Below are 23,472 nucleotides of genomic sequence, written 5' to 3' on the forward strand. Positions count from 1 at the left end.
TTAACTTTTGTATGAGTAAAAGAATCCAAATCTACTTTTCTACTGTTTTTAAAGAAGAATTACGGATTACAAAAATTAACCTCCCTATAATCGTTATTTGGCATTATTAGTTATTCATTTTTAAAAAATCAATAACTATATTTAAACCAAAACACTCAAAAACAACAGGACAAAAACAAAATTATAAGTAAAAAACAATCAAAAAACACAAAAATTTAAATTTAAAAAACAACATACCCTTTAAAAAATAGGGTATTTCAAAAATTAAAATAAAAATAAAAAATAATATAAAAAACCTACCATACGAAAAATGACAATTTCAAAAAGTAAAAATTCTTACAAAAAACACATCCCAAAAAACAAGAAATAGATCTAAAAACACAACTGCTCTAACCCTAAAATAACTATTGCTAAAAACAAAAAAGCTTCACTATGCTTAACTAAAAATAACATCACAATACGCTATACTAAAATAAGAGCTTCTATATCCGATCAGCTTAAGATCATATAGAAATTCATCTTTTAAGAGTAAAAAGAATGCTTAGCCCTACTATTTCCCTAAAGCGCTAATAAGTCTGGCGCAAAAAAAAAGACGCACAATAGTGCGTCTTTTTACGGGGGGCTAAAAGCCACCGACTTATGCTAAAATTTTCTCAATTGCATTTAATTCATCTTGTGTAAAATCAAGATTTTGCAAACACTCGATATTATTATTCAATTGACGCACAGAACTTGCTCCGATCAAAACCGAACTAATTCGTTTGTCTTTTTGCAGCCATGATAAAGCCATTTGAGCCAGAGACTGATTTCTATTTTTAGCAATTTCATTCAACTGAACTAATTTTTGAATGCGCTCCTGTGTAACCTCATCTTCTTTCAAATGCCCGTTTGGATTATGTGCTCTGGAATTCTCTGGAATTCCGTTTAGGTATTTATCCGTAAGAAGCCCTTGAGCCAAAGGAGAAAAGGCGATACAGCCCACTCCTTTTTCTTCCAGAACATCAAGCAAACCGTTTTCTACCCAACGCTCCAGCATGGAATATTTTGCCTGATGAATCAAACATGGTGTCCCCAATTGTTTTAAAACATCAACCGCAACTCTGGTTTGCTCTGCCGAATAGTTGCTTATTCCCACATACAAAGCTTTTCCGCTTCTCACTGCATAATCTAAAGCCATCATGGTTTCTTCAATTGGAGTTTCCGGGTCAGGGCGATGCGAATAAAAAATATCCACATAATCGACTTTCATTCTTTTCAAACTCTGATCCAGGCTCGATAACAAATATTTACGGGAGCCCCAATCTCCATAAGGTCCGTCCCACATCGTATAACCGGCCTTTGTTGAAATAATAATTTCATCTCTTAAATTTCCCTGAAAATTATGCCAGAGAATCTTTCCAAAATTAGTTTCCGCCGATCCAGGAACTGGTCCGTAATTATTAGCCAGATCATAATGTGTAATTCCTTTATCAAAAGCTTCCACAGCAATGCATTCTGCAGTATCAAAATTATCTACTGATCCGAAGTTATGCCACAATCCTAAAGAAATCTGCGGCAGCAACAACCCACTTTTTCCACATCTGTTGTATTTCATTATTATAATTTAAAGGGTGTACATTTTATAGTTTTAAAGATAAAAAAAAATAAACTTCTTTTTTGGGCATTTCAACTTTCAATCGGTAACAAAACAAGAAGCAGGCAGATTCACTTCATTGAAAAGATCAGACTGAATTGTATTTCCCCAGGCAAAACGGATTTTTACGGGACTAGACACTTTTTTACTGGTCAAAATGACCTGATCCTTTAGTATAGAAGCTTCGGCTGGATAAAAAATTTCATCCGCTCCGGCCATTTCAAACTGACTGGAGTTTTTATTCTTAAAATACAATCCATCGGTGGCATCGAAAGAAACTATTATTTTATGCTCTTCTACTATAAAATCCCTAAAGAGTGGTCCGTTTACCAAATTCGATTTGATTTTATAGGTTTCAGCCAAAGCCAAATTCGCCAGACGGATTCCTACTGATTTTTTATCTTTTGGATGAATCTCTTTCACGTCTGAGACATCACTGATTACGACCATCCCGGTTTTAGGAACTTTATGGAGCAATTTTCTTTGTGAATCTCTTAAAATGACATTGAAGAAATTATTACTTCCGGTTTTATAAGGAGCAATCTGAACATAATAAAAAGGAAAATCATCTTTCCAGACTTCTCGCCAAGAGGCTATCAAAGCTGCCATAGTTTTATCATAAATCAGAGATCCCACATTTGACTCTCCCTGATACCAAATAGTTCCGGCTATTTTAAATCCAACTATTGGATGAATCATGGCGTTATAGGCCCGTCCGGGTTGGCGTGGCTCGTATTCCTGCTCATTAAATTTTCTGGCATTTCCTGCTAAAATAGGATCATTCTGAACAATTTCTTCCGGCATCCAAATTTCAGCCATGGTTCCTCCCCAATTGGAAGATATCAATCCGACAGGAACATTTTTCAAATCCTCACGCAAACGTCTTGCAAAGAAATAACCTATTGCACTAAAATCTTTCATAGTTTCCGGAGTCGATTGTGTCCAGTTTCCTAAAAGTGCAGACTGCGGTTTTGCGGCGGTTAATTGAGGAACATTAAAAAAGCGAATAGCAGCCTCAGTAGCATTTTTCACTTCCTCTTCTCCATTATCGATTCCCCAGCTTGCCGACATTTCCATATTCGATTGTCCGGCACAGAGCCAAACTTCCCCTATGAGAATATTGTTAAGCACAACCTCACTATTCCCTTTTATCAAAATTGTGTAAGGACCACCAGCTTCGTGAGTTTTAATAATAATCTCCCATTGTTCCTGATGGTTTACAATCGCCTGATAAGTCCGATTGTCCCAACTGGAAACTAATGTGATTTCTTCTTTTGGATTCGCCCAACCCCAGATCTTCACTGCGGAATTGCGCTGCAAGACCATATTGTCGCCAAAAATATTTGGTAGTATCACGTTTGCTATCATAGTACAGAAAATCATAAAAAAGAAAACAAACTTAAATCTATTATTTCCTATTTGCTATCTTTTTAAACGCTTCTTTTATTCTTCTGTCAGCAGTTTTATCAGACTTTCGTCTCTCTGATAAATGTCTTTATAAAAATTCAAGTGTCCTTCCCTATCTACCCAGGCAGTAAAGTATCCAATATAAACAGGTATCTTTCTTTTTAAAGTATACCAGTTTTCTTTACCGGCATGCATGGCTTTATCGATTCGTGCGGGAGTCCAGGAAGGGTCTTGTTTCAAGAGTTCGATCGCAAGCTCTCTTGGTTTTCCTACCCGTACACAACCGTGGCTAAAAGCTCTGTTTTCTCTTTCGAACAAACTTTTGGCAGGTGTATCATGTAAATAAATATTATTTGAGTTTGGAAACAAAAACTTCACTAAACCAAGCGAATTGTTTTTTCCGGGTAACTGACGAACTGCGCCGTTATTCCATTCAAGATTTTTCTCTCTCAGATAATTCTTGTTCTTGGCCATTCCGGGTTTGATCTCTTTATTGATTATACTAGTGGGTACATTCCAATACGGACTAAAAACAATATTGTTCATCATTCCGCTAAAAATAACGGTTTGTGTCATCGCTTTGCCCACCACTACCGGCGATACAAAAGCAATTTCCCCATTTCGGATTAAATACAATCTGAACTCAGGAATATTAACCTCTATATATTCTTTTCCTTTTTCAAGTTCCGGATCGATCCATCTACAGCGTTCCATATTGACAATAATCGTTTTGATTCTATCAGAAACAGGCACATTCAGTTCGACAATATGCTCTGGCAGGATTATATTTTTAGGTGTTAAGCCATGGTGGGATTCAAAATTCTTAACCGCTGCAATTAAAACGGAATCACAGACATTACTGTTATTGTTTTCCTTTAAATCACCTGTTGCATAAAGTCTTGCCCTTATCTGCCCAATAGCGGCTACAGAGTCTCCTGTTTTAAAGCTTTTAAAACCTTCTTCTGTTTCAATGGTTTTCCATCCTCCTTTTTTCTCTATTTCTCTGTATTGATGAAGTGCATCGCGAAGTTTATAGTACTGACTAAACATTTTGCTTTTCTTATCATCACTAATTGTAGCCTTATTATAAATAGAATCAGAAAATACCTGATAGTTTACTTTTTTTCTCGGTAAAAGCCATTCCAGGGACTTTGTGGTCTTCTCGTCTACTCCGGATACTTTTTTGACGTAATAGAAATATAAATTAGTAATCATCAAATCGGTATCGGCTTTCGATAGTTTGTTGTCAGCAGTGTGCTCAAATATTGGACTGATCTTTTCTTTATAAGGAAAATTAGCTTTCAGTCCTTCCTGATCCAGTCCTTTGTATTTGTTGAATAATAAATCCCCAAACTCTACAACTCCTTTATTGTCAATCCATAACTGAGTAGAATTATGCCTTTTATACAAGGCCAAAACGTCCGTCTGAAACTTAATCAACTTGGGATAGGCCTGATAAAAAGCAACAATACCCGAACTATCAATTTTAATTTTAAGCTCCGGCACTACATTTTGTAATGCCTTTTTCGATTCTTCCTTTTTTTCAGATTTTTTATTACAGGAAACAACACTAAAAAGTATGACAACAGCAACAAGAGGATACAAAAACTTCATAACTATTATTTTTACAATAAAAGTAGAAAAGTTTTACTGAAGATTTAGCCTCAGTACAAATTATTACTTCCATTTTAATCACTGAAATGACAACAATAGATTTAAATTTCATTAAAATAAAAACAAAAAAAACTCCAGACATATTATATCCGGAGTCCCTGCTTTATAACTAATCTCTAAATTTAAATCACTGTGCCTTTTAGAGTAAGGATTTTTGGAGTGCTTTCGGCACTTGTAGTCACAGTAACTGTTTTTGTAAAACCACCTTTGTTCGCTGCGTTATAAGTTGCAGTTACTTTAGCTGATTTTCCAGGCAAAACCGGTTCTTTAGTATAATCTGTTGCTGTACAGCCACAAGATCCTTGTACATTTGTAATTACAACGGCCGTTTTTCCTGTATTTTTAAATTCGTAAACAATTACTTTTGGAGTCCCCTGAGGAATTTCACCCACATCTATAGTTTCTGCTTTCCATACCACAGCTGAAGCAGCTACAGCGGTAACTTTTGTTTTTGAAGTAATTGACTTTAGTGGTGCAATCGCCGAAAAAGACATTAAACATAATGTCAAAGACAACATCGAAATTTTGATCATTTTCATAGCTAAATATTTTATTGGTTTATGATATTTCAAAAGTACTTCGGAACTGAACTAGACGCTGTTAACCGCTTTCAAATCTTTGTTAACGACTTGTTAATTGGTGTTTTTAACTATAAATTTGATTAATATTACACCTTTAAAAAACACCATTTTCTTGAAACTCAACAAACTCAATAGTATCATCATATTAGGATTAATAGCGATTATAAGCATACTCGTAGCACAATTACTTTGGACTAAAGAGGCTTTTACTTTGGAGCAAAAAAAACTCAATCAAAAAGCACATATCGCTTTACTCGAAGTAGCCAAAAAATTATACGAAGGAACCAATCATGAGCTTCCTGCACAAAATCCTGTTCAAAAAATTGCCAACGACTATTATATCGTAAATATTGATAATGATTTTGAACCTGATATTTTAGAATTTTATCTGAAAAACGAATTTAAAAAAATGAATATCACCACCGATTTTGAATATGCAATGTACAATTGCCAAAGCGACGAGATGGTGTATGGAAATTATATTTCTTTATCTGAAAAAACTAAAGTAAAGCAATCGGTTTATTTTCCAAAACATAAAAATTTGGTTTATTATTTTGCCATACGTTTTCCAAATGAAACGACCTATTTGTTTAGTTCGATGCGATTTTGGTTCATACTTTCGATTGCTTTGATTCTTATTTTACTGATTTATGTGTACTCTATTTTTACGCTTTTGCAGCACAAAAAATACTCGGAACTGCAGCGTGATTTCATCAACAATATGACACATGAGTTTAAAACACCTTTATCCTCTATTCTAATTGCCTCGAAATACTTAATTGAGCAAAAACCGATTAAAGACGATAAAAAACTCTATACCTATACTGACATTATTATCAATCAAAGCCACAAACTTAATGGTCATATTGAGAAGATCCTGAACGTTGCTAAGTCAGATTATGCCCCTTTGGAATTAAAGAAAGAAGCGGTTTCACTTGTTCCGATTATTGAAGAAATCATCCAGAACATTCTTTTAAAATATCCTGAAGCAAACGTCAAAATTGAAACGCTCTCCAAAGAGTATAAAATAGAAACTGACGTTTTTCATTTCTCAAATTTAGTTTATAATTTACTCGATAATGCGGTTAAATATTGCTCCGAAAAGTCGCTGATTGTAATTGGAATCGCAGTCGAAAATTCCGTTTTAAAACTAACTTTTAAAGACAACGGAATTGGAGTTTCTCCTAAGAACATTTCTTTTATCTTTGATAAATTCTATCGCGCTCCAAACGAAAAAAGCAATGAGGTAAATGGTTTTGGACTTGGCTTGTATTATGTAAAAGAAATTTGCAACTTGCATAACTGGAAAATAAAAGCCGAAAACAATTCAGAAAAAGGCATCACTATAACTTTATCAATTCCTTATAAAAAATGAAACAATTCAAAATACTTTATACCGAAGACGATGAGACCCTCGCATTCCTAACCAAAGACAATCTGGAACAAAATAACTATGACGTACATCATTGTTGCGATGGAATAACGGGTTTGCAAAACTTTAAAAAAGAGAATTTTGACATTTGTATCCTTGATATCATGATGCCTAAAATGGATGGTTTCGAGCTGGCTACCGAAATCAGAAAAAGCAACAGTGATATTCCAATTATCTTTCTCTCTGCCAAAACATTAAAAGAAGATCGCATAAAAGGATTGCGTTTAGGCGCCGATGATTATCTTGTAAAACCTTTTAGTATTGAGGAATTACTTTTAAAAATTGAAATTTTCCTAAAACGTTCGCAGAAAAACATCCCCGTTGAAAAACTAATTTATGAAATTGGAAAATATCAATTTGATACCAGCAACTTTGTTCTTTTCAATGAAAGCGAAAAAATCAGCCTTACGCAACGTGAAGCTGAATTATTGAAATTGTTTTTGGACAACAAAAATTCTGTTTTAAAAAGAGAACAGATTCTTACCTCTCTTTGGGGCACTGATGACTATTTTATGGGACGCAGTCTGGACGTTTTTATTTCACGTCTCCGTAAGATTTTAATCAACGAAAAAGACATTACTATTGAAAACTTACATGGAATTGGATTTCGGTTTACCATGTAATTTACCTCTTTTAATTCTTTTATATTTTTTGTATTTTAGTATCTATAATTTTTTCCCGATATGAAATTACATCATTTACGCAACGCCACTTTAGTTATAGAAACTGAAACCGATGTCATATTGGTCGATCCAATGTTAGGGAAAAGAAAAACGATTCCGCCCTTCACCATTTTTCGTTATAAACCTAAAAGAAACCCATTAGTTGCCTTGCCTAAAAACAGCAGAGATATTTTAAGCAAAGTAACAATTTGTCTGATTACGCATTTGCACCCCGATCATATCGACAAGGCAGGCGAGATTTTCTTAAGACGAAAAAGTATTCCTGTTGTTTGCAGCAGTAAAGATGAAGATGCTTTATCAAAAAGAGGATTGAACATCATACAAACCTTAAACTATTGGGAGCCTCAGCCATTTTTTGGAGGCAAAATCACAGGAATCCCGGCCATTCACGGTTATGGTTTTATTGCAAAATTAATGGGAAAAGTAATGGGTTTTCATATCGAATTACCCGATCAAAAATCGGTTTACATCAGCTCTGATACCATTTTTACAGAACATGTACAAAAAGTGTTGATTGAATTTAAACCCGATATTTCGATTGTAGCGTGCGGAACTGCAAGGTTAGATATTGGTCAGCCCCTATTGATGCGAATGAATGACATACTAAAATTTGCCGCACTTGCGCCCGGAAAAGTTTTCGCTAATCATTTAGAGGCTTTAAATCATTGCCCCACAACTAGAACTGAATTAAAACAGGCTCTTACGGACAATGATCTTCTGGACAAAGTTTCGATTCCAAATGACGGAACTAGTGTAGAATATTAATGTTATGTTTACCCTTTTTCGAATTATAAAACCAACAATCCGAATTCGCGTAAAGTATTAACAGGTTTGGAATACCAAAACAATTCAAAATCATCTAAATTTATCTCAAAATCATTTTTCACTTCCTGAAAAGTGTAGTTTTTGCTATTTGAAATGGCAATTTTACTTAAAATTTCAACCAGCCACTCGCCTTCTTCTTTATTCGTCTGAATATTGAAACTTTCTTTTTTATCGTGAAAAGTAAAAGCCATCATTTCCCAGGTTCTTCCTTTTTTAGATTTTGTAAAAGCCTCCACAAAAGGCTTTCCGCCTAACCAAACTACTTTGGCATTTGGTTTTGTATTAAAATCATTTCCTTCCTCAAGGGCATTAAAAATAAAATCCGGATCTATTTTTGTTTTTGGGATTTTAAAATCAAACCAATCCTGCAATTCATAATCAAAGCAGATGCCGTGCATGAAATTAAAAAGTGATTTTTTTAATCCAAAACTAAACTTATCGTGATTGATTCCTGTAGAATCGGTATAATCGATATCATTATTAGCAAAAGTTCCTATTGCTTCAGTTGTCTTTGTAACACCGAATTTTTCCGGATACAATCCAACCGGACTATGAGCTGTCATCGCAAATTGATGCCAAAATCCCGACTGCAAAATTCCAGCCTCAAATAGCTGACGTACCATTTCGAGACTATCCACCGTTTCCTGAACCGTTTGGGTTGGATAACCGTACATCAAATAAGCATGAACCATGATCCCAGCTTCGGTAAAATTTCGGGTCACTTTTGCAACCTGCTCTACCGTTACTCCTTTATCAATGAGCTTTAACAATCGATCAGAAGCCACTTCCAGACCACCAGAAACAGCAATACATCCTGACGCTTTCAGCAGCAGGCATAGATCCTTGGAGAAACTTTTCTCAAATCGAATATTTGTCCACCAGGTTACAGCTAATTTTCGGCGTAAAATTTCTAACGCCAAAGCACGCATCAAAGCCGGCGGAGCAGCTTCATCGACAAAATGAAAACCATTTTGCCCGGTTTGCAGCATCAAATCTTCCATACGATCGCAGAGCAAATTGGCCGCGACCGGTTCGTAAACCTTTATATAATCAAGTGAAATATCACAAAAAGTACATTTTCCCCAATAACAGCCGTGCGCCATGGTAAGTTTATTCCAACGGCCGTCACTCCACATTCTGTGCATTGGATTTACAATTTCGATTACCGAAATGTACTTGTCCAAAGGTAAATCCGAATAATCCGGAGTACCTACATAGGCTTGTTTATAATCGTGTTTTAACGAATTATTTTTGTAGACCACTTCTCCGTTTTCCAATAAAAAAGTTCTTTTATATGAATTGGAATTTGGATTTTCTAAATTGAATATTAATTCTTCAATTGGAACTTCACCATCATCTAAAGTGATAAAATCAAAGAATTCGAAAACACGAGCATCAGAAAGCGAACGCAATTCGGTATTCGGAAAGCCTCCACCCATCGAAATTTTAACTTCGGGATGATGTTTCTTTATCCATTGAGCACAGCGAAAAGCACTGTACAAATTCCCAGGAAAGGGAACAGATATTAGAAAAAAAGTGGGTTTTACCACTTCCATTTTTTCTTTTAGAATCGAAATTAAAATAGAATCGATGTAGGTTGGTTTCTGCTGTAAGGCTTCGTACAATTCATCAAACGAATTGGCACTTCGGCCTAAACGTTCTGCATATCGGCTAAAACCAAAATTTTCATCAATACATTCTACAATAAAATCAGAGATATCCTCGAGATATAAAGTAGCTAAGTGTTTGGCTTTATCCTGCGTTCCCATTGTTCCGAAAGCCCAATCGAGTTCTTCTAATTGTGCAAAACGAGAAGCTTCGGGTAGAAAATCTTCCTGACAAATCTGTAAAGCCAAAGTTGGATTTTTTCCCTGCAAAAACTGAATTACAGCATCAATTGTTTTGATGTATTCGTCCTGCAAAGCAAAAATACGTTTTGAATTATCGGAAACTTCAGAACCTGAAACCTGAAACCTGAAACTTGAAAAATCAAACAAATCAATTAAACCCTTCTTCGAAAACAATTCCAGAATCACATCGATACCCAAATCAGCCTGAACCGATTCGATATTTTTGGTATTCAGAAATCCTTTTATATACGCTGTTGCCGGATACGGTGTATTCAGTTGTGTAAAAGGCGGAGTAACAATGAAGAGTTTCGTTTTCAAGACGGCATTATTTTTTTTGCAAAAATACAGCATATTTAGAGACTTTTCAGGAAAAGATTCAACTTGCGATTTTGAAGTCTCCTTTATAGATAATTAATTACATTTGCGAAAATCCAAATCATTCCAATGAAGCATAAATTATTCTTTATTTTCTTTCTGTTTACACTTCACTTATTTTCACAAAACAAAAACCAATCTATTGGTTTTAAAGAAAATAAAGGACAGATCATCGATCAAAAAGGAAAACCAAATACGGAGGTAAAATTTTTACTAAACTCTAACGGATTAAATGTTCAATTAAAGAAAAATGGCTTTTCATATGACGTATACGAAGTTAAGAAAACTCCTCATCGACAAACTCCAAAAACAGCCAAAATACTTCCGTATCGAATTCCCGAAAAGGATAATGAAGAAAAACCGGAGTTTGATTTAGAATATATTTTTCATCGAATTGACATTGATTTTGTAAATTCAAATTCAAAAGTTGAATTAATTACAGAACAAAAATCAACAGATTTTGATAATTACTATAATGTTCCCAATAAACCGGAAGGAATTACTGGTGTTTATCAATTCAAACAAATAACTTATAAAAATATTTACCCTGATATTGATGTTGTATTTACAATTCCGAATGATCCCAAAAAAGTCGTCGAATACAATTTTATAATTCATCCAAAAGGTAAAATCTCTGATATTCAATTAAAGTTTAATGGCGCTGAAACTGATTTGGTTGATAATAAAATTCAGATGAATGTTCGCTTCGGAAAGATGGAAGAAACACTTCCTGCAAGCTGGATTGAAGAAGGAAATAGTAAAAAGGAGATTGCTGTCGGGTATCGAAAAATTAAAAAAGATGTTTATGGATTTGATTCAACCGATCCAGTTAATGGAAAAACAATTGTAATTGACCCAGTGCCAACTAAACTTTGGGGAACTTTTTATGGAGATCACACTGGTTCAGCCCAAGTACTTAGCCCTTCAAGCATCAGCACTGACTCCTTTGGAAATGCATATGTCTCTGGAAGCACAAATGCTTTAAATTCATCATATGCTTCAGCAGGCGCCCATCAAACAATACCATCATCAGTATATTTAAACGGTATAATTGAAAAATTTGATCCTAATGGAAATCGTTTATGGGGAACTTATTATGGTGGACAAAATTATTGTGGTATAACTGATATAAAAATAGATTTCCAGGACAATGTAATTGTAACGGGAACAACTCAAGATCAAACTAACATAAGTACTGCAGGATCCTATAAATCTAATTTAGGAGGTTATCAAGATGCTTTTTTAGTAAAATTTAATAGTTCAGGTGTTAGGTTATGGGGAACCTATTTTGGTGGCGAGTATCAGGATTCTGGATTTGCGATAGATGTTGATCACAACAATAACATTTATATGATTGGTCTTACGACCAGCACAACTGGTATTGCTATAAATAGTAAATTTCAAACACATATAAATGTAGACCCCGCTTTCTCTAATACAATTGATGGTTTTCTAACCAAATTTGAATCTTCAGGAAATTTAATTTGGAGTTCTTATGTCGGAGGTGAAAATCGTGATATATTTAATGATATAGTAGTAAAAAACAATTACTTGATTATCGGAGGATATACATATAGTTTTAACAATATTTCAACAGCAGGGGTGTTTCAAGAATTACACAATCCAATTACCCATCCGGATGGAGTTTTGTACAAATTTTCTCTTACCGGGGAAAGAATATGGTCAACATATTACGGTGGAGAACAAATTGACGAAATACATGCAGTGGAAGTTGATGATGAAGATAACATTTATATCGGAGGAGAAACTGCCAGCAATAATAACATCACAACTTCTGGCAGTTTTGAAAGCAGTAATACTTTTTCATATAAAGGTTTCTTTGCAAAATTAAATACTAATGGACAAAGAATTTGGGGCAGTTATTTAGGTGAAAATCATATTTATTCAATAGTTTTCAGAAACAACTCAATATATTTTGGTGCCACAAACTTTGGGTTTGCTAATTCAAAATTAACAAATGCTTGCTCATATCGATCTAATAAACATTTTGAACGATACATTGCTAAATTTTCGAAAGAAGCCGATTTTATATGGGGAACAGATATTGGAGGAGATGCACATCATAGTCCAACAAAAATAGTATTAGACAAAAACAATAACATATTTGTCAGCGGAATCTCAAGTGAGAATAACGGTATTGCAGATGCAAGTTCTTATCAATCTAACATTATCGGATTCCATAATTATTTTCTAATGAAATTTGAAGAATCAACCACAAATAGTATTCCAAATATAACAAGCAATTCTCCTGTTTGTATTGATAAAACATTAGAGTTAAAAGCATCTGGAGGAACAAATTATTCTTGGACTGGACCAAACGGTTTTGCTTCAACAGATCAAAATCCAACAATTATAAATACAACAACAGCTAATGGCGGAGAATACATTTGTGTAATTTCAGGAACTGATGTATGTAATGGAACAAAAAAAACTAATGTTATCATTCAAAGTACTCAGCCCCCAACAGGGGATGCAAATCAACAATTTTGTACAGGTCAGAATCCAACGATTGCTACTATCCAAGTAAATGGAAATAGCATAAAATGGTATGATTTGTTACATAATGGTTCCTTATTAGCCGAAACAACAAATTTGATTGACGGAAAAACCTATTATGCTTCTCAGACTATCAACGGTTGCGAAGGCCCCCGATTTGGAATTACAGTTTCAATAGTAAACACACCCGCTTCTCCAACAGGAAATGCCAATCAACAATTTTGCAAAAGCGAGAATGCCACTTTAAATAATATTCAAATACAAGGGCAAAATGTAAAATGGTACGACACCGGTTTTTCGGCCGGCGTTTTACCTAGTACAACTCTATTACAAAACAACAAGACCTATTACGTATCACAAACAATTGGATGTGAAAGTGACAGAACTCCAATTTTAGTTCAGGTTTATGATACTGCTTTACCCACTGGAAATAGCAATCAACAGTTTTGTATCGATGATAATGCAACCATTACTAATCTCACTATCTCTGGATCAGCTATTAAATGGTATGATGTCGCAATGAATGGAACTATTCTACCGGGAACTACTTTATTGCAAAATCGCATCTATTATGCTTCACAAACATTAAACAATTGCGAAAGTAAAAGACTTGCTATTATGGTAAAAATACAGGACACTCAAAAACCAATAGCCGATTCACGACAAACTTTCTGTATTCAACAGAATGCTTCAATAAAAGATATCAATATCATTGGGCAAAATATAAAATGGTTTGAAAGTAATTCTTCTACTAAAACTATTTCAGAATCAAGCCCACTTGAGAATGGAATTACGTATTATGCCTCTCAAACCATTGCTGATTGTGAAAGCGACAGAATTCCTGTTGCTATAAATATTCTTGAAGCGACTAATCAAAATTGCATCCACTTAGTTGAAGAACTCCCTTTTCCTAAATTTTTCACTCCAAATAATGATGGTTATAATGATACATGGACAATAGATTTTGGATATCTGGCAGCTAATACAGTAATTCAAATATTTGACCGCTACGGAAAATTCATTAAAGAAATAACTAAGGACGCCTTTTGGGATGGAACGTACCTCGGGAAAAACGAACCTACTTCAGATTATTGGTTTACGGCTACACGTTCAAACGGTAAGGAATACAGAGGTCATTTTACACTGAAAAGATAAAATTATTTAACCGAAAAGCTCACAAAGTCTTTAATTTACTTGCGAGCTTTTCGGTTAAATTTTAAGCTGAAATTTTATATTATTTCGTTTGTACTAAAACCCAACTAGAAATTTCGTCTAACGCAATTGGAGAAAATGTTTGTTCTATTTTCTCATATTCATTTGGCGAACCGGTTTTACATTCCTGAAACAAATGATTCATATCAGGCAAAATTTTAGTAGTCACTTTTTTATTCCCTGATTTCAGTAGAGTCTTTTTTATAACTTCTAAATTTACTTCGGCCGGAACCTGTAAATCTTTGCCTCCATTAAGGGCTAAAACTGGACATTTTACTTTTTCTAAAAAAGAAGCCGGATCCATCTTTATAAAATTATAAAACCAACTATTATTTATAAAATCGGCACAGTATTTCGCCATAGCTTCATTTTCGGAACCTGGATATTTTGATTTGAAATAACTCGTAATTTTATTTTTAAAAGTATCATCAAAAGAAGGAGAAGCCAATAAAATATCATAAGCACCTCTAAAAATCTCCTGGCCTTTTTGAATTTGTTCTTCAGGCATTCCGCTTTGTCGCTCAATTAATTCTTTTTGCAGCAAAATCAATTTATCTCCTTTAAGTCCGGGACCGGCCAATAAAACAATAAAATCAATATCTTTTGAATTACCAGCGACGATTGGGGCTATTATCCCTCCTTCACTATGTCCTATCAAACCAATTTCACTCTTATTAATTTCTTTTCTTGTTTTTAAATACTCAACTCCAGCCTGAACATCTTCGGCAAAATCAAATGTTGTTGCACTCGAAAAATCTCCGGTAGACTCACCCACGCCACGATCATCAAAACGTAAAACAGCAATTCCTTTTTTAGTCAAATAATCAGATACTACCAAGAATGTTTTATGCCCTAAACCTTCTACATCTCTATTTTGTGGTCCACTTCCTGTAATTAGAATTACAACCGGAAAGTTTCCTTCCTTTTTAGGCAGAGATAATGTTCCTGCCAGAGTTACGTTGGCTGCTTTATTTTCAAATTTCACATCTTCGGTATAATACGGATATGGTTTTATAGGTTCCTGAGGTCTTGTAGTCACTTCTTTCTGAGTTATTTCTTTTGATAAGTTAATGTCAACTGATTGTCCTGCTTGTGTAAGCTTTCCCTCAATAACATTATTACTGTTCAAAATTCCTTCATAAAAGCCTCTTATAGCTGTAATTTCTAATTTCAAAACAGCATTCTCAAAAGAGGTTTTTGTAACAGGAATTCCTTTTGCTCCCTGATCCGGGCTATCCATTGTAGAAATATAACCAGTTTCTGTTTTAGCAATATGAAAAACAACCCGAAGTTGAGTACCCTGTATTTTTAAAACTCCGTTCCATTGCCCTGAAATTTCTTGTCCGTTCATTATACAAGAAGCTAAAGCTACTATTAAAGTGAGTATTGTTTTTATCATTTTTATTAAAATAAATAAGATTGCTTTGTTGATGATGAGGAATTACAACTTCCCTTGTTTTTTCTCCAATTGTTTGAATTTGATAAAAGAATACGCTACTGGCACGAAGGCTAAAACAATCCCGATTGTGACAAAGGCCTTTGAGAAAACAAAACCTGAAAAAATCAATCCTCCTAAAATGATGATAATCCCACCTACAAACCATAGTTTACCTGCAAATGCATGTGTAGCTTTCCAAACTTCCTGACTCTCGAGAGTCCAGGGTGTGCGAATTCCAATAAAATAATTGGGCTGAATTACTTTAAAATAGTTCCCTAAAACCATAATTAAAATTCCCGCCAAAACATAAATCAAATTTGGGTTTGAAACAGACTGATTTTTTGTCACATATAAAAGAAATAAAGCCAGTAAAGACATAAACAAAACCATAAAAAACTTCAATTGATAAAACTTCTTTCCCATTAAAGAAAGTCTTTTTTTAGGGTCAAGTAGTGCAGCTGAAGCCATTATCGCATAAGTCAGAACCGGTAATAGAAAAACCAACACAATCAAAAAAGGTTTACTGCCCCATCGGTCAATTTGACCATTCATGTTCCAGTGAATCGGAACTCTTTCCGGAAGACTGTTCCAGATAAATGCTAAGTATACGTACGGAATCATAACAATTCCAATAATTGGAAGCTCTTTTTTCAATTCTAAATTCATTTTTTATTTTTTAAAAGTTAATATCCATTGCAAAACATCTTCCATAATGGTGGTATTGATGGAGTAGATGATAAATTGCCCTGTTTTTTCAGAAGTAATTAAATCGGCACGTTTTAAAATATCTAAATGATGCGAAATACTGGGTTTTGATATATTAAAAGCATCTGCAATTTCTCCGGCAGACAAATCCTTATGTTTTAGAAGCTCCAGAATTTCTCTTCGCGTTGCATCGTTAAGGGCTTTAAAAATATCATTCATTATTTATATATTTAGACAAATATCTAAATACTTTTCTAATTAGCAAAAAAAAAGGCTATAATTTTAAATCATAGCCTCTTTAGAGAATTTTATATTTTAATTAGATCTTAAAACTGATGCACTTTCTTAGAAACCGCTAAAAAGGAAATCAAGGAAATTAACGCAGCGCCGGTCAGATAAAATCCTACATAACTTAAACCATAAGTACTGGCCAGCCAAATGGCAATCATTGGAGCAAATGCAGCACCTAAAATTCCTGCCAGATTAAATGTCAAAGATGCCCCCGAATAACGAACATTTGTTGGAAACAATTCCGAAAGAAAAGTCCCCAGAGGGCCATAAGTAAACCCCATTAGAGCCATTCCGATACAGCCAAATGTGGTAATTAGAACCATATTTGCAGCGCTTAGAAAATAAGAAAACGAAAATCCGAAAAGTGCAATAGCTATGGTCGCAATAATTAGCATTTTACGTCGCCCGATCTTATCTGCCACTACTGCCGAAACCGGAATAAGAAGTGCAAAAAATAAAACAGAGAATAACTGAACCAATAATGCATCTCTTTTGGTAATCCCTAAATCTGAAGTAATCCAGCTTAAAGTAAAAACAGTCATCAGATAAAAAACCAAAAAGGTGGTAACAGCAGCCAATGTTCCAAAAATTAATTGATTTCGATAAGATTTAATCAAAGTTAAAAAAGGAACTTTAACTTCTTCCTGTTCTTTTTTAGCATTTTCAAATGAAGGAGTTTCTGTAATTTTTGTTCGAATATAAAATCCAACAACAACTAAAAGCGAACTTGCTATAAACGGAATTCTCCAGCCGTAATCCATAAAATTTTCACTGGTCATAGTATCCGTCAAAATTAAAAAAGTTCCTCCCGAAAGCAACAATCCAATGGGAGCACCTAATTGCGGAAACATCCCGTACCAGGCTCGTTTATCAGGTGGAGCATTTTCAATCGCCAGTAAAACAGCACCACCCCATTCGCCGCCTAAACCTACGCCTTGCCCAAATCGACACAGCATTAGTAATAAAGGAGCGGCAACGCCAATACTGGCATAACCCGGCAAAAATCCAATCGCAACTGTTGAAATACCCATCGTCAATAAAGCTGCTACTAAAGTAAATTTACGTCCAATTTTATCTCCATAGTGTCCAAAAAACGCGGAACCTAAAGGGCGTGATAAAAAGGCAATTGAAAAAGTAGCTAAAGATTCCAGAGTCGCCGTAGTCGAATCTGAACCGGGGAAAAATAATTGAGGAAAAACCAACACGGCTGCGTTGGCATAAATATAGAAATCAAAAAATTCAATGGTGGTACCAATCAAGGAACCAAAAAGAACATGTTTTAAAGAGTTCTTCTGCTTAGGGTTATTTTTCATCTGGCTTTGCTATCGTTTTTCTTATAAATACTTCTGCAAAAAATGAATCTCCACATTTTTACACAACAAATATTTGTCTGCAAAAATAGAATTTCATTATTAAAAACTCACACATAAACGCAATACTTTTATATTACTCTTAAATTTTTAACAGAAACAACAAATCAAACATTTTATTGCTTCACAAAAAATTTCCTACTCTTTTTGAATCAGCACAAAACTAAAACACTGAATTACAATATTTTAAACAAAAACTAAAAAATCAAATCTTAAGCATTAGTTAAAAAATCTTTTAAGTATATATTTTGATTAAATTTACAGCTATCAAAAGTAAATCTAAAATTATGCCCACCGACTGTATCAGCTACCAAAACTCAGGATATTTCTCTAAATTGATACAAGACTATTTAAGTCAAAAAACCGAATTACAATCACTATACAATCACTTCCCTACGCTTGAAAATTTTGAAAAGCAAATAAGTGAAAAACAAGCCAATTTTGATCATGCAAACCGCATACCTCTTGTCGAGACGCTAAAAAAGCAATATCAAAACATTCAAATTTCAAATTCAACAAAAGAGAATATTGAGCTTTTAGCGCTCTCAAATACTTTTACCATTACAACCGGACACCAGTTAAACTTATTTAGCGGTCCCCTGTATTTTTTATATAAAATCATTTCGACAATCAATCTGACCACAGAATTAAAATCAAAATACCCTACTCATAATTTTGTTCCTGTTTACTGGATGGCAACGGAAGATCACGATTTTGAAGAGATTAATTATTTTAATTTTAAAGGAAAGAAATTTCGATGGAATAAAGAGAGCACAGGACCTGTTGGAAGACTTTCTACAGAAGGTTTAAACGATTTTTTAGAAATATATTCCAAAGAACTAGGCTCGAGTACAAACGCCGGTTTCTTAAAAAAGCTCTTTGAAGAAGCTTATTTAAAACATGAAAATCTTGCAGATGCGACACGTTTTCTGGCAAATCGTTTATTTGACACTTATGGCTTAGTGATTTTAGATGCTGATGCTGCCGATTTAAAGCACGCTTTCATTCCTTACATCAAAGAAGAACTGGAACAGCAAACGGCTTTCAAAGCTGTTCAGGAAACAATAGAAAAATTAAATGATTACACGATTCAGGTAAATCCACGCGAAATCAATTTATTTTATATTGAAGACAAACTGCGCGAACGAATTATTCTGGAGAAAGACAGATACGTTGTCAACCACACTAAAATTTCATTTTCAAAAGAAGAAATTCTTAAACTATTAGAAAGTAATCCGGAGAAATTCAGTCCAAATGTAATTATGCGTCCGTTATATCAGGAAATTATTTTACCTAACTTATGTTACATCGGCGGAGGCGGAGAAATTGCTTATTGGCTCGAATTAAAATCTTTTTTTGATGCTGTAAACATTACTTTCCCAATGCTATTAGTTCGTAATTCAGTACTTTTAAGTACCGAAAAGCAAGCAAAAAAGGCCGACCAGCTTGGACTTCAGTGGAAAGATCTATTTACTCAGCCCGCTGATTTAGTCAATGCAGTTACGCATAAACTATCCACTTTTCCAATTGATTTAACGCCTCAAAAGGAAACGTTGATCAAACAATTTGAATATCTTTACGAATTAGCGCAACAAACTGATAAATCCTTTAGTGGAGCTGTAAAAGCTCAGGAAGTCAAGCAAAAAAAAGGTTTAGACAATCTTGAAAAAAGATTACTGAAGGCACAAAAACGAAAACTGGATTCGAAAATACAACGTGTTGTTGATTTGCAATTCGAGCTCTTTCCAAATCAGAGTTTACAAGAACGTCAAACCAATTTCTCAGAGTTTTATCTCGAAAAAGGAGACCAATTAATTCCGCTTTTAGTACAAAACTTAAAACCTTTAGAAACTAATTTTAATATTATCACGATATAAAAAAGCAACCTCAGATTTAAAGCATTCCGCTTTAAATTGTAACAAAAAAGTAATAGTCATCAGAATAAATAACCGCCTCTTCTGAAATTATTGCGGCTCTAACCAAATAGTAACCTTTAAAAAAAAATTAACCTATTTACCAAAATTATGACCAGAGAGCGCCTGATATCTTTAGATGTCTTTAGAGGATTGACTATTTTATTAATGACTATTGTAAACAATCCCGGAGATTGGGGCCACGTTTACGCTCCTTTGTTACACTCCGAATGGCATGGCTGCACGCCAACCGACTTAGTTTTTCCGTTTTTTATTTTCATTATGGGGGTTGCAGTTCCCCTGGCAATGCCAACCAAATCCTGGGACAATAACACTTTCAACAAAATTCTGGTTCGTTCACTCCGAATGCTTTGTCTTGGAATTTTCTTTAATTATTTTGGAAAAATACAGCTTTTTGGTCTTGAAGGAATCCCACTCCTTATTGGCCGATTAATCATTACTATTGCCGTTGGCTATGCTTTAATGGGTAATTTCAGCTCAAGAATTAAAAACATTCTGGCCTTCTCCATTCTGTTTATTTATCTGTTTCTCGCTTACAGCGGTATCGAAGCTTACCACGATGTGAGATTACCAGGAGTTTTACAACGAATTGCTATTGTTTATTTTGTAGTTTCTTTATTGTACTTAAAAACAACTCAAAAAACACAAATCATAACCGGCATCGTTTTATTGTTAGGCTATTGGGCGATAATGACATTACTTCCTGTTCCCGGAATTGGAGCAGCCAATTTAGACAAAGAAACCAACTTAGCCTCTTGGCTTGATGGTGTTTTACTTGAAGGACATATGTATCGCGGAACCATAACCTGGGATCCTGAAGGAGTTTTAACTACCATTCCATCAATCGTAAACGGGATCATCGGTTTGTTAATTGGTCAGGTTTTACAACTTGAAATTTCGAAAAAACAAAGAGCTGCAAAAATGGCAATTGCGGGTATTACGTTAATTATTGCAGGCTTATTATGGAATATCGTCTTTCCTATCAACAAATCACTCTGGACCAGCAGTTACGTTTTATACACTACAGGATTAGGAACAACGTGTTTAGCCTTCCTGTACTACATAATTGATATTGCCGAATACAAAAAAGGGCTCAAATTGTTCTTGATTTGGGGAGTAAATCCGATGATAGTGTTTTTCTTCTCACAAATTATCCCTCAGGCTTTAGTAATGGTTGAGTTTAAAAATCCGGATCATCCCGAGGAACAAATTAATCTTTTAAATTATTTGTATCATTTTGGGATCGCACCGTTTTTTAACAATCCAATGACCGCTTCTTTGGCCGGAGCATTAGTGTATGTTGGAATCTGGACTTTTATATTGTGGATTTTCTACAAAAACAAACTGATCTTCAAAGTTTAAAAAAATCATCACTTAAGTGACATAAATCCTTCTTAATAGAGACATGAAGCATCGTGTCTCTATTTTTTTTTCACAATTACAAAAAGAACTTACACTACTACATGTCTTGATTCTTTTCATTTTTGTTTACCAAAACATCATTTCCTACAGTTTTAATTATGAATTTATTAAAATCAATTCATAAAAAAAGTATACTTTTGCACAAAATTAAAAATAAGCAATAAAATGGCAACTAATAGAACTTTTACAATGATTAAGCCGGATGCTGTTCAAAACGGACACATCGGAAATATCTTAGCAATGATTACTAATGGAGGTTTCAAAATCGTTTCATTAAAATTAACTCAATTAACTGTAGCTGATGCTCAAGCATTCTACGCAGTTCACGCAGAAAGACCTTTCTACGGAGAATTAGTTGAATTCATGTCTCGCGGACCTATTGTTGCTGCAATTTTAGAAAAAGACAATGCAGTAGAAGATTTCAGAACTTTAATTGGAGCTACAAATCCAGCTGAAGCTGCTGAAGGAACTATTCGTAAAGCATATGCTACTTCTATTGGAGAAAATGCAGTTCACGGTTCTGATAGCGACGAAAATGCAGCTATTGAAGGTGCATTCCACTTTGCTGGTAGAGAGCAATTCTAACATAAGCTTTCAGTCTCAGTGGCAGTTTTTAGTCACAGAAACACATAAAAAAACCTGTTTGTCAAACAAACAGGTTTTTTTTATGATTTTTTTAAAAAGTCAGAAATATTATCATGTCCTTTTATTTCTCCTAAATCAGTCAAATTTTCTTTTAAAAATAATTTTAAACTATTAAAATTAGTTAGATAATAACTACAAATACAAACAACTCTTTTTCCTTTTTCAAGAACAAAAAGAGACTCCGAAATACCCAATTTTCCACTTTCGAATAAAACTACAAAACCATCTAATTCACTAAAGTTATAAACTATAGATCTACCTAATCCATAATAACGTTTAACTGTTATACTATTTTTTTCAACTATTACTTTGTGAATTCTAGTTCTCACTAAAGCAAACCAAAAATAAGCAACAATGACAAATACTACTAAAGGAAAAACCACGCTTTCTTTTGGAGAAATAATAAACATATAAATAGCCAAAAATGGAAAAATACTTAACATCGAAACTAACAAAATTGGCAGGAATTTAAATCTGGATCTCACTATAATCATGATTCTTTTTCAAATACTTAAAGAAAATTAACGTAAAACCACCTCTTTCACAACTTCACGACCTAATTCTTCATTAATCATTTTAACGATTTTAGATTTTCCGTGACTTAACTCTTCCCGCAAAACTGCCGATCCGAGTTCTACATACAATGTACTACCTTTTAAGACAACATTCTTGGTATAGGTATTCACACCATTTCCCATAAGCTGTCTCCAGGCCTCTTTTACATCAATCTGGTCCATTCCGGCACCTAACTTATTCACTTGGATAATCTGTTGCAAAACAGCCCCAATCGTACTTTGATTATTTAGTCTTTTTGCCATCGTCTAATAAATTTACCGGTCCTGTTTTTTTATAATGATACTCCTTATTCTGATCGTTTTTCACTACAAAATTCTCATCCGAAAGTGAAATCAATTCCTCGCTCCATTTTGCATAATCTGTTTTATAATCCAGAAAAACCTGATCTCCTTTAAATCGAATTGATACATTCTCGAAAGTATCCGTTGTTAGAAAAGTCCCATCAAGCTGTGCCATAACTTTCGTTCGTGTTCCTTTTGTTCCTTTGAAATTAAAAAAATCAAAATTTTCATTCATTCCATAATCTTTCTCTTCACCTTTATCAAAAACCACTTTTTCAATTTCCCAGTAGCCATTCAGCTTTGCAATATCCGTCGGTTTAATTTCCTGTTTACAGCTTACAAACAAAAGCGATAAAACCAAAATCATAAAAGTGTTCCTCATAATAGGTGTATTAAATTCAAAAAAAATAAAAATTTGTAAAATGCCTATAAAGCAATTTTACAAATTTCAAATATTACAGGTAAAAAATAAAATCTCAAGGAGATTTTTAACGTTTTGTTCGGATTCTTTTAAGCATGCCTGCAAAGAAAAGTACGAGCCCGAAAACCAACAAAATGTAATAAAAAGACAAACTGCTATCTTTTAAAACATTCGCCAAAACAAAACAGATAACACTTGCG

Annotated in this window: 19 protein-coding genes; 7 read left to right on the plus strand and 12 right to left on the minus strand. The window is 34.1% G+C overall.

From position 1 onward, the window contains the following. Nucleotides 1-637: 637 nt before the first annotated feature. The 4 genes from AC3IS6_RS21795 to AC3IS6_RS21810 all read right to left on the minus strand — a co-directional run bounded on the left by AC3IS6_RS21795 (nt 638) and on the right by AC3IS6_RS21810 (nt 5,253). Nucleotides 638-1,594: an aldo/keto reductase gene (locus AC3IS6_RS21795; protein ID WP_489162488.1), complete on the minus strand. Its 957-nt coding sequence runs from the start codon at nt 1,592-1,594 to the stop codon at nt 638-640. A 78-nt stretch (nt 1,595-1,672) separates the two neighbouring features. Further along, entirely contained in the window at nt 1,673-3,001 is a 1,329-nt protein-coding gene (locus tag AC3IS6_RS21800; RefSeq protein ID WP_489162490.1) for a sialate O-acetylesterase, read from the minus strand. 75 nt (nt 3,002-3,076) lie between these two features. Continuing rightward, nucleotides 3,077-4,654, minus strand: a complete 1,578-nt coding sequence (locus tag AC3IS6_RS21805) for a L,D-transpeptidase family protein (RefSeq protein WP_489162492.1) — start codon at nt 4,652-4,654, stop codon at nt 3,077-3,079. A gap of 182 nt (nt 4,655-4,836) precedes the next feature. Then, on the minus strand, nt 4,837-5,253 hold the full coding sequence (locus AC3IS6_RS21810) for a DUF1573 domain-containing protein (RefSeq protein ID WP_489162493.1): 417 nt from the start codon (nt 5,251-5,253) through the stop codon (nt 4,837-4,839). A gap of 154 nt (nt 5,254-5,407) precedes the next feature. Between AC3IS6_RS21810 and AC3IS6_RS21815 the strand changes: the two genes are divergently transcribed. From AC3IS6_RS21815 to AC3IS6_RS21825, 3 genes are read left to right on the plus strand one after another with little or no spacing between them, the layout of a single operon-like run. Continuing rightward, on the plus strand, nt 5,408-6,670 hold the full coding sequence (locus tag AC3IS6_RS21815; RefSeq protein ID WP_489162495.1) for a sensor histidine kinase: 1,263 nt from the start codon (nt 5,408-5,410) through the stop codon (nt 6,668-6,670). Beyond that, complete coding sequence (locus AC3IS6_RS21820; protein WP_489162496.1) at nt 6,667-7,350, plus strand: response regulator transcription factor; 684 nt, start codon at nt 6,667-6,669, stop codon at nt 7,348-7,350. Before AC3IS6_RS21815 ends, AC3IS6_RS21820 begins: the two co-directional genes overlap by 4 nt. A gap of 60 nt (nt 7,351-7,410) precedes the next feature. Next, nucleotides 7,411-8,175, plus strand: coding sequence for an MBL fold metallo-hydrolase (locus tag AC3IS6_RS21825; RefSeq protein WP_489162498.1), 765 nt, complete (start codon nt 7,411-7,413; stop codon nt 8,173-8,175). A 23-nt stretch (nt 8,176-8,198) separates the two neighbouring features. Here AC3IS6_RS21825 and AC3IS6_RS21830 read toward each other — a convergent pair whose 3' ends face one another. Then, nucleotides 8,199-10,403: a B12-binding domain-containing radical SAM protein gene (locus AC3IS6_RS21830; RefSeq protein WP_489162500.1), complete on the minus strand. Its 2,205-nt coding sequence runs from the start codon at nt 10,401-10,403 to the stop codon at nt 8,199-8,201. Between the two features lie 126 nt (nt 10,404-10,529). Between AC3IS6_RS21830 and AC3IS6_RS21835 the strand changes: the two genes are divergently transcribed. Further along, nucleotides 10,530-14,132 (plus strand): DUF7948 domain-containing protein, encoded by a 3,603-nt coding sequence (locus AC3IS6_RS21835; protein WP_489162502.1) that lies wholly within the window; start codon nt 10,530-10,532, stop codon nt 14,130-14,132. Between the two features lie 79 nt (nt 14,133-14,211). On the opposite strand, the gene AC3IS6_RS21840 is transcribed toward AC3IS6_RS21835, so the two are convergent. The 4 genes from AC3IS6_RS21840 to AC3IS6_RS21855 all read right to left on the minus strand — a co-directional run bounded on the left by AC3IS6_RS21840 (nt 14,212) and on the right by AC3IS6_RS21855 (nt 17,936). Continuing rightward, nucleotides 14,212-15,588 carry an alpha/beta hydrolase family protein gene (locus AC3IS6_RS21840; RefSeq protein WP_489162504.1) on the minus strand — a complete coding sequence of 459 codons (1,377 nt, stop codon included), beginning with the start codon at nt 15,586-15,588 and terminating at the stop codon, nt 14,212-14,214. 42 nt (nt 15,589-15,630) lie between these two features. Then, the gene (locus AC3IS6_RS21845; RefSeq protein ID WP_489162506.1) at nt 15,631-16,293 is read right to left on the minus strand and encodes an SdpI family protein; all 663 of its coding nucleotides are present in this window, start codon (nt 16,291-16,293) and stop codon (nt 15,631-15,633) included. A 3-nt stretch (nt 16,294-16,296) separates the two neighbouring features. Continuing rightward, complete coding sequence (locus AC3IS6_RS21850) at nt 16,297-16,551, minus strand: autorepressor SdpR family transcription factor (RefSeq protein WP_263361736.1); 255 nt, start codon at nt 16,549-16,551, stop codon at nt 16,297-16,299. 107 nt (nt 16,552-16,658) lie between these two features. Then, nucleotides 16,659-17,936 carry an MFS transporter gene (locus tag AC3IS6_RS21855; protein WP_489162508.1) on the minus strand — a complete coding sequence of 426 codons (1,278 nt, stop codon included), beginning with the start codon at nt 17,934-17,936 and terminating at the stop codon, nt 16,659-16,661. A gap of 344 nt (nt 17,937-18,280) precedes the next feature. Here AC3IS6_RS21855 and bshC point away from each other — a divergent pair, with 344 nt between their 5' ends. The 3 genes from bshC to AC3IS6_RS21870 all read left to right on the plus strand — a co-directional run bounded on the left by bshC (nt 18,281) and on the right by AC3IS6_RS21870 (nt 21,934). Further along, nucleotides 18,281-19,870, plus strand: a complete 1,590-nt coding sequence (gene bshC, locus AC3IS6_RS21860) for a bacillithiol biosynthesis cysteine-adding enzyme BshC (protein WP_489162509.1) — start codon at nt 18,281-18,283, stop codon at nt 19,868-19,870. A 147-nt stretch (nt 19,871-20,017) separates the two neighbouring features. Beyond that, nucleotides 20,018-21,289 (plus strand): acyltransferase family protein, encoded by a 1,272-nt coding sequence (locus AC3IS6_RS21865; protein ID WP_489162511.1) that lies wholly within the window; start codon nt 20,018-20,020, stop codon nt 21,287-21,289. A gap of 225 nt (nt 21,290-21,514) precedes the next feature. Then, a complete protein-coding gene (locus AC3IS6_RS21870) occupies nt 21,515-21,934 on the plus strand; it encodes a nucleoside-diphosphate kinase (RefSeq protein WP_017495185.1) in 420 nt (139 codons plus the stop codon). A gap of 80 nt (nt 21,935-22,014) precedes the next feature. Here AC3IS6_RS21870 and AC3IS6_RS21875 read toward each other — a convergent pair whose 3' ends face one another. The 3 genes from AC3IS6_RS21875 to AC3IS6_RS21885 form a co-directional block, all read right to left on the minus strand. After that, entirely contained in the window at nt 22,015-22,437 is a 423-nt protein-coding gene (locus AC3IS6_RS21875) for a hypothetical protein (protein ID WP_489162513.1), read from the minus strand. Nucleotides 22,438-22,515: 78 nt separating this feature from the next. Continuing rightward, entirely contained in the window at nt 22,516-22,812 is a 297-nt protein-coding gene (locus AC3IS6_RS21880; RefSeq protein ID WP_489162515.1) for a DciA family protein, read from the minus strand. Then, nucleotides 22,793-23,233, minus strand: coding sequence for a hypothetical protein (locus AC3IS6_RS21885; protein WP_173966108.1), 441 nt, complete (start codon nt 23,231-23,233; stop codon nt 22,793-22,795). Before AC3IS6_RS21885 ends, AC3IS6_RS21880 begins: the two co-directional genes overlap by 20 nt. Between the last annotated feature and the right edge of the window lie 239 nt (nt 23,234-23,472).

The organism is Flavobacterium sp. KH_035 (genome assembly GCF_057839565.1).

Bases quoted from the DNA above. Each gene is read 5' to 3' on its own strand.
- AC3IS6_RS21795 (WP_489162488.1), bottom strand. From the start codon at position 1,594: ATGAAATACAACAGATGTGGAAAAAGTGGGTTGTTGCTGCCGCAGATT.
- AC3IS6_RS21800 (WP_489162490.1), bottom strand. From the start codon at position 3,001: ATGATAGCAAACGTGATACTACCAAATATTTTTGGCGACAATATGGTC.
- AC3IS6_RS21805 (WP_489162492.1), bottom strand. From the start codon at position 4,654: ATGAAGTTTTTGTATCCTCTTGTTGCTGTTGTCATACTTTTTAGTGTT.
- AC3IS6_RS21810 (WP_489162493.1), bottom strand. From the start codon at position 5,253: ATGAAAATGATCAAAATTTCGATGTTGTCTTTGACATTATGTTTAATG.
- AC3IS6_RS21820 (WP_489162496.1), top strand. From the start codon at position 6,667: ATGAAACAATTCAAAATACTTTATACCGAAGACGATGAGACCCTCGCA.
- AC3IS6_RS21825 (WP_489162498.1), top strand. From the start codon at position 7,411: ATGAAATTACATCATTTACGCAACGCCACTTTAGTTATAGAAACTGAA.
- AC3IS6_RS21835 (WP_489162502.1), top strand. From the start codon at position 10,530: ATGAAGCATAAATTATTCTTTATTTTCTTTCTGTTTACACTTCACTTA.
- AC3IS6_RS21840 (WP_489162504.1), bottom strand. From the start codon at position 15,588: ATGATAAAAACAATACTCACTTTAATAGTAGCTTTAGCTTCTTGTATA.
- AC3IS6_RS21845 (WP_489162506.1), bottom strand. From the start codon at position 16,293: ATGAATTTAGAATTGAAAAAAGAGCTTCCAATTATTGGAATTGTTATG.
- AC3IS6_RS21850 (WP_263361736.1), bottom strand. From the start codon at position 16,551: ATGAATGATATTTTTAAAGCCCTTAACGATGCAACGCGAAGAGAAATT.
- AC3IS6_RS21855 (WP_489162508.1), bottom strand. From the start codon at position 17,936: ATGAAAAATAACCCTAAGCAGAAGAACTCTTTAAAACATGTTCTTTTT.
- bshC (WP_489162509.1), top strand. From the start codon at position 18,281: ATGCCCACCGACTGTATCAGCTACCAAAACTCAGGATATTTCTCTAAA.
- AC3IS6_RS21865 (WP_489162511.1), top strand. From the start codon at position 20,018: ATGACCAGAGAGCGCCTGATATCTTTAGATGTCTTTAGAGGATTGACT.
- AC3IS6_RS21870 (WP_017495185.1), top strand. From the start codon at position 21,515: ATGGCAACTAATAGAACTTTTACAATGATTAAGCCGGATGCTGTTCAA.
- AC3IS6_RS21875 (WP_489162513.1), bottom strand. From the start codon at position 22,437: ATGTTAAGTATTTTTCCATTTTTGGCTATTTATATGTTTATTATTTCT.
- AC3IS6_RS21880 (WP_489162515.1), bottom strand. From the start codon at position 22,812: ATGGCAAAAAGACTAAATAATCAAAGTACGATTGGGGCTGTTTTGCAA.
- AC3IS6_RS21885 (WP_173966108.1), bottom strand. From the start codon at position 23,233: ATGAGGAACACTTTTATGATTTTGGTTTTATCGCTTTTGTTTGTAAGC.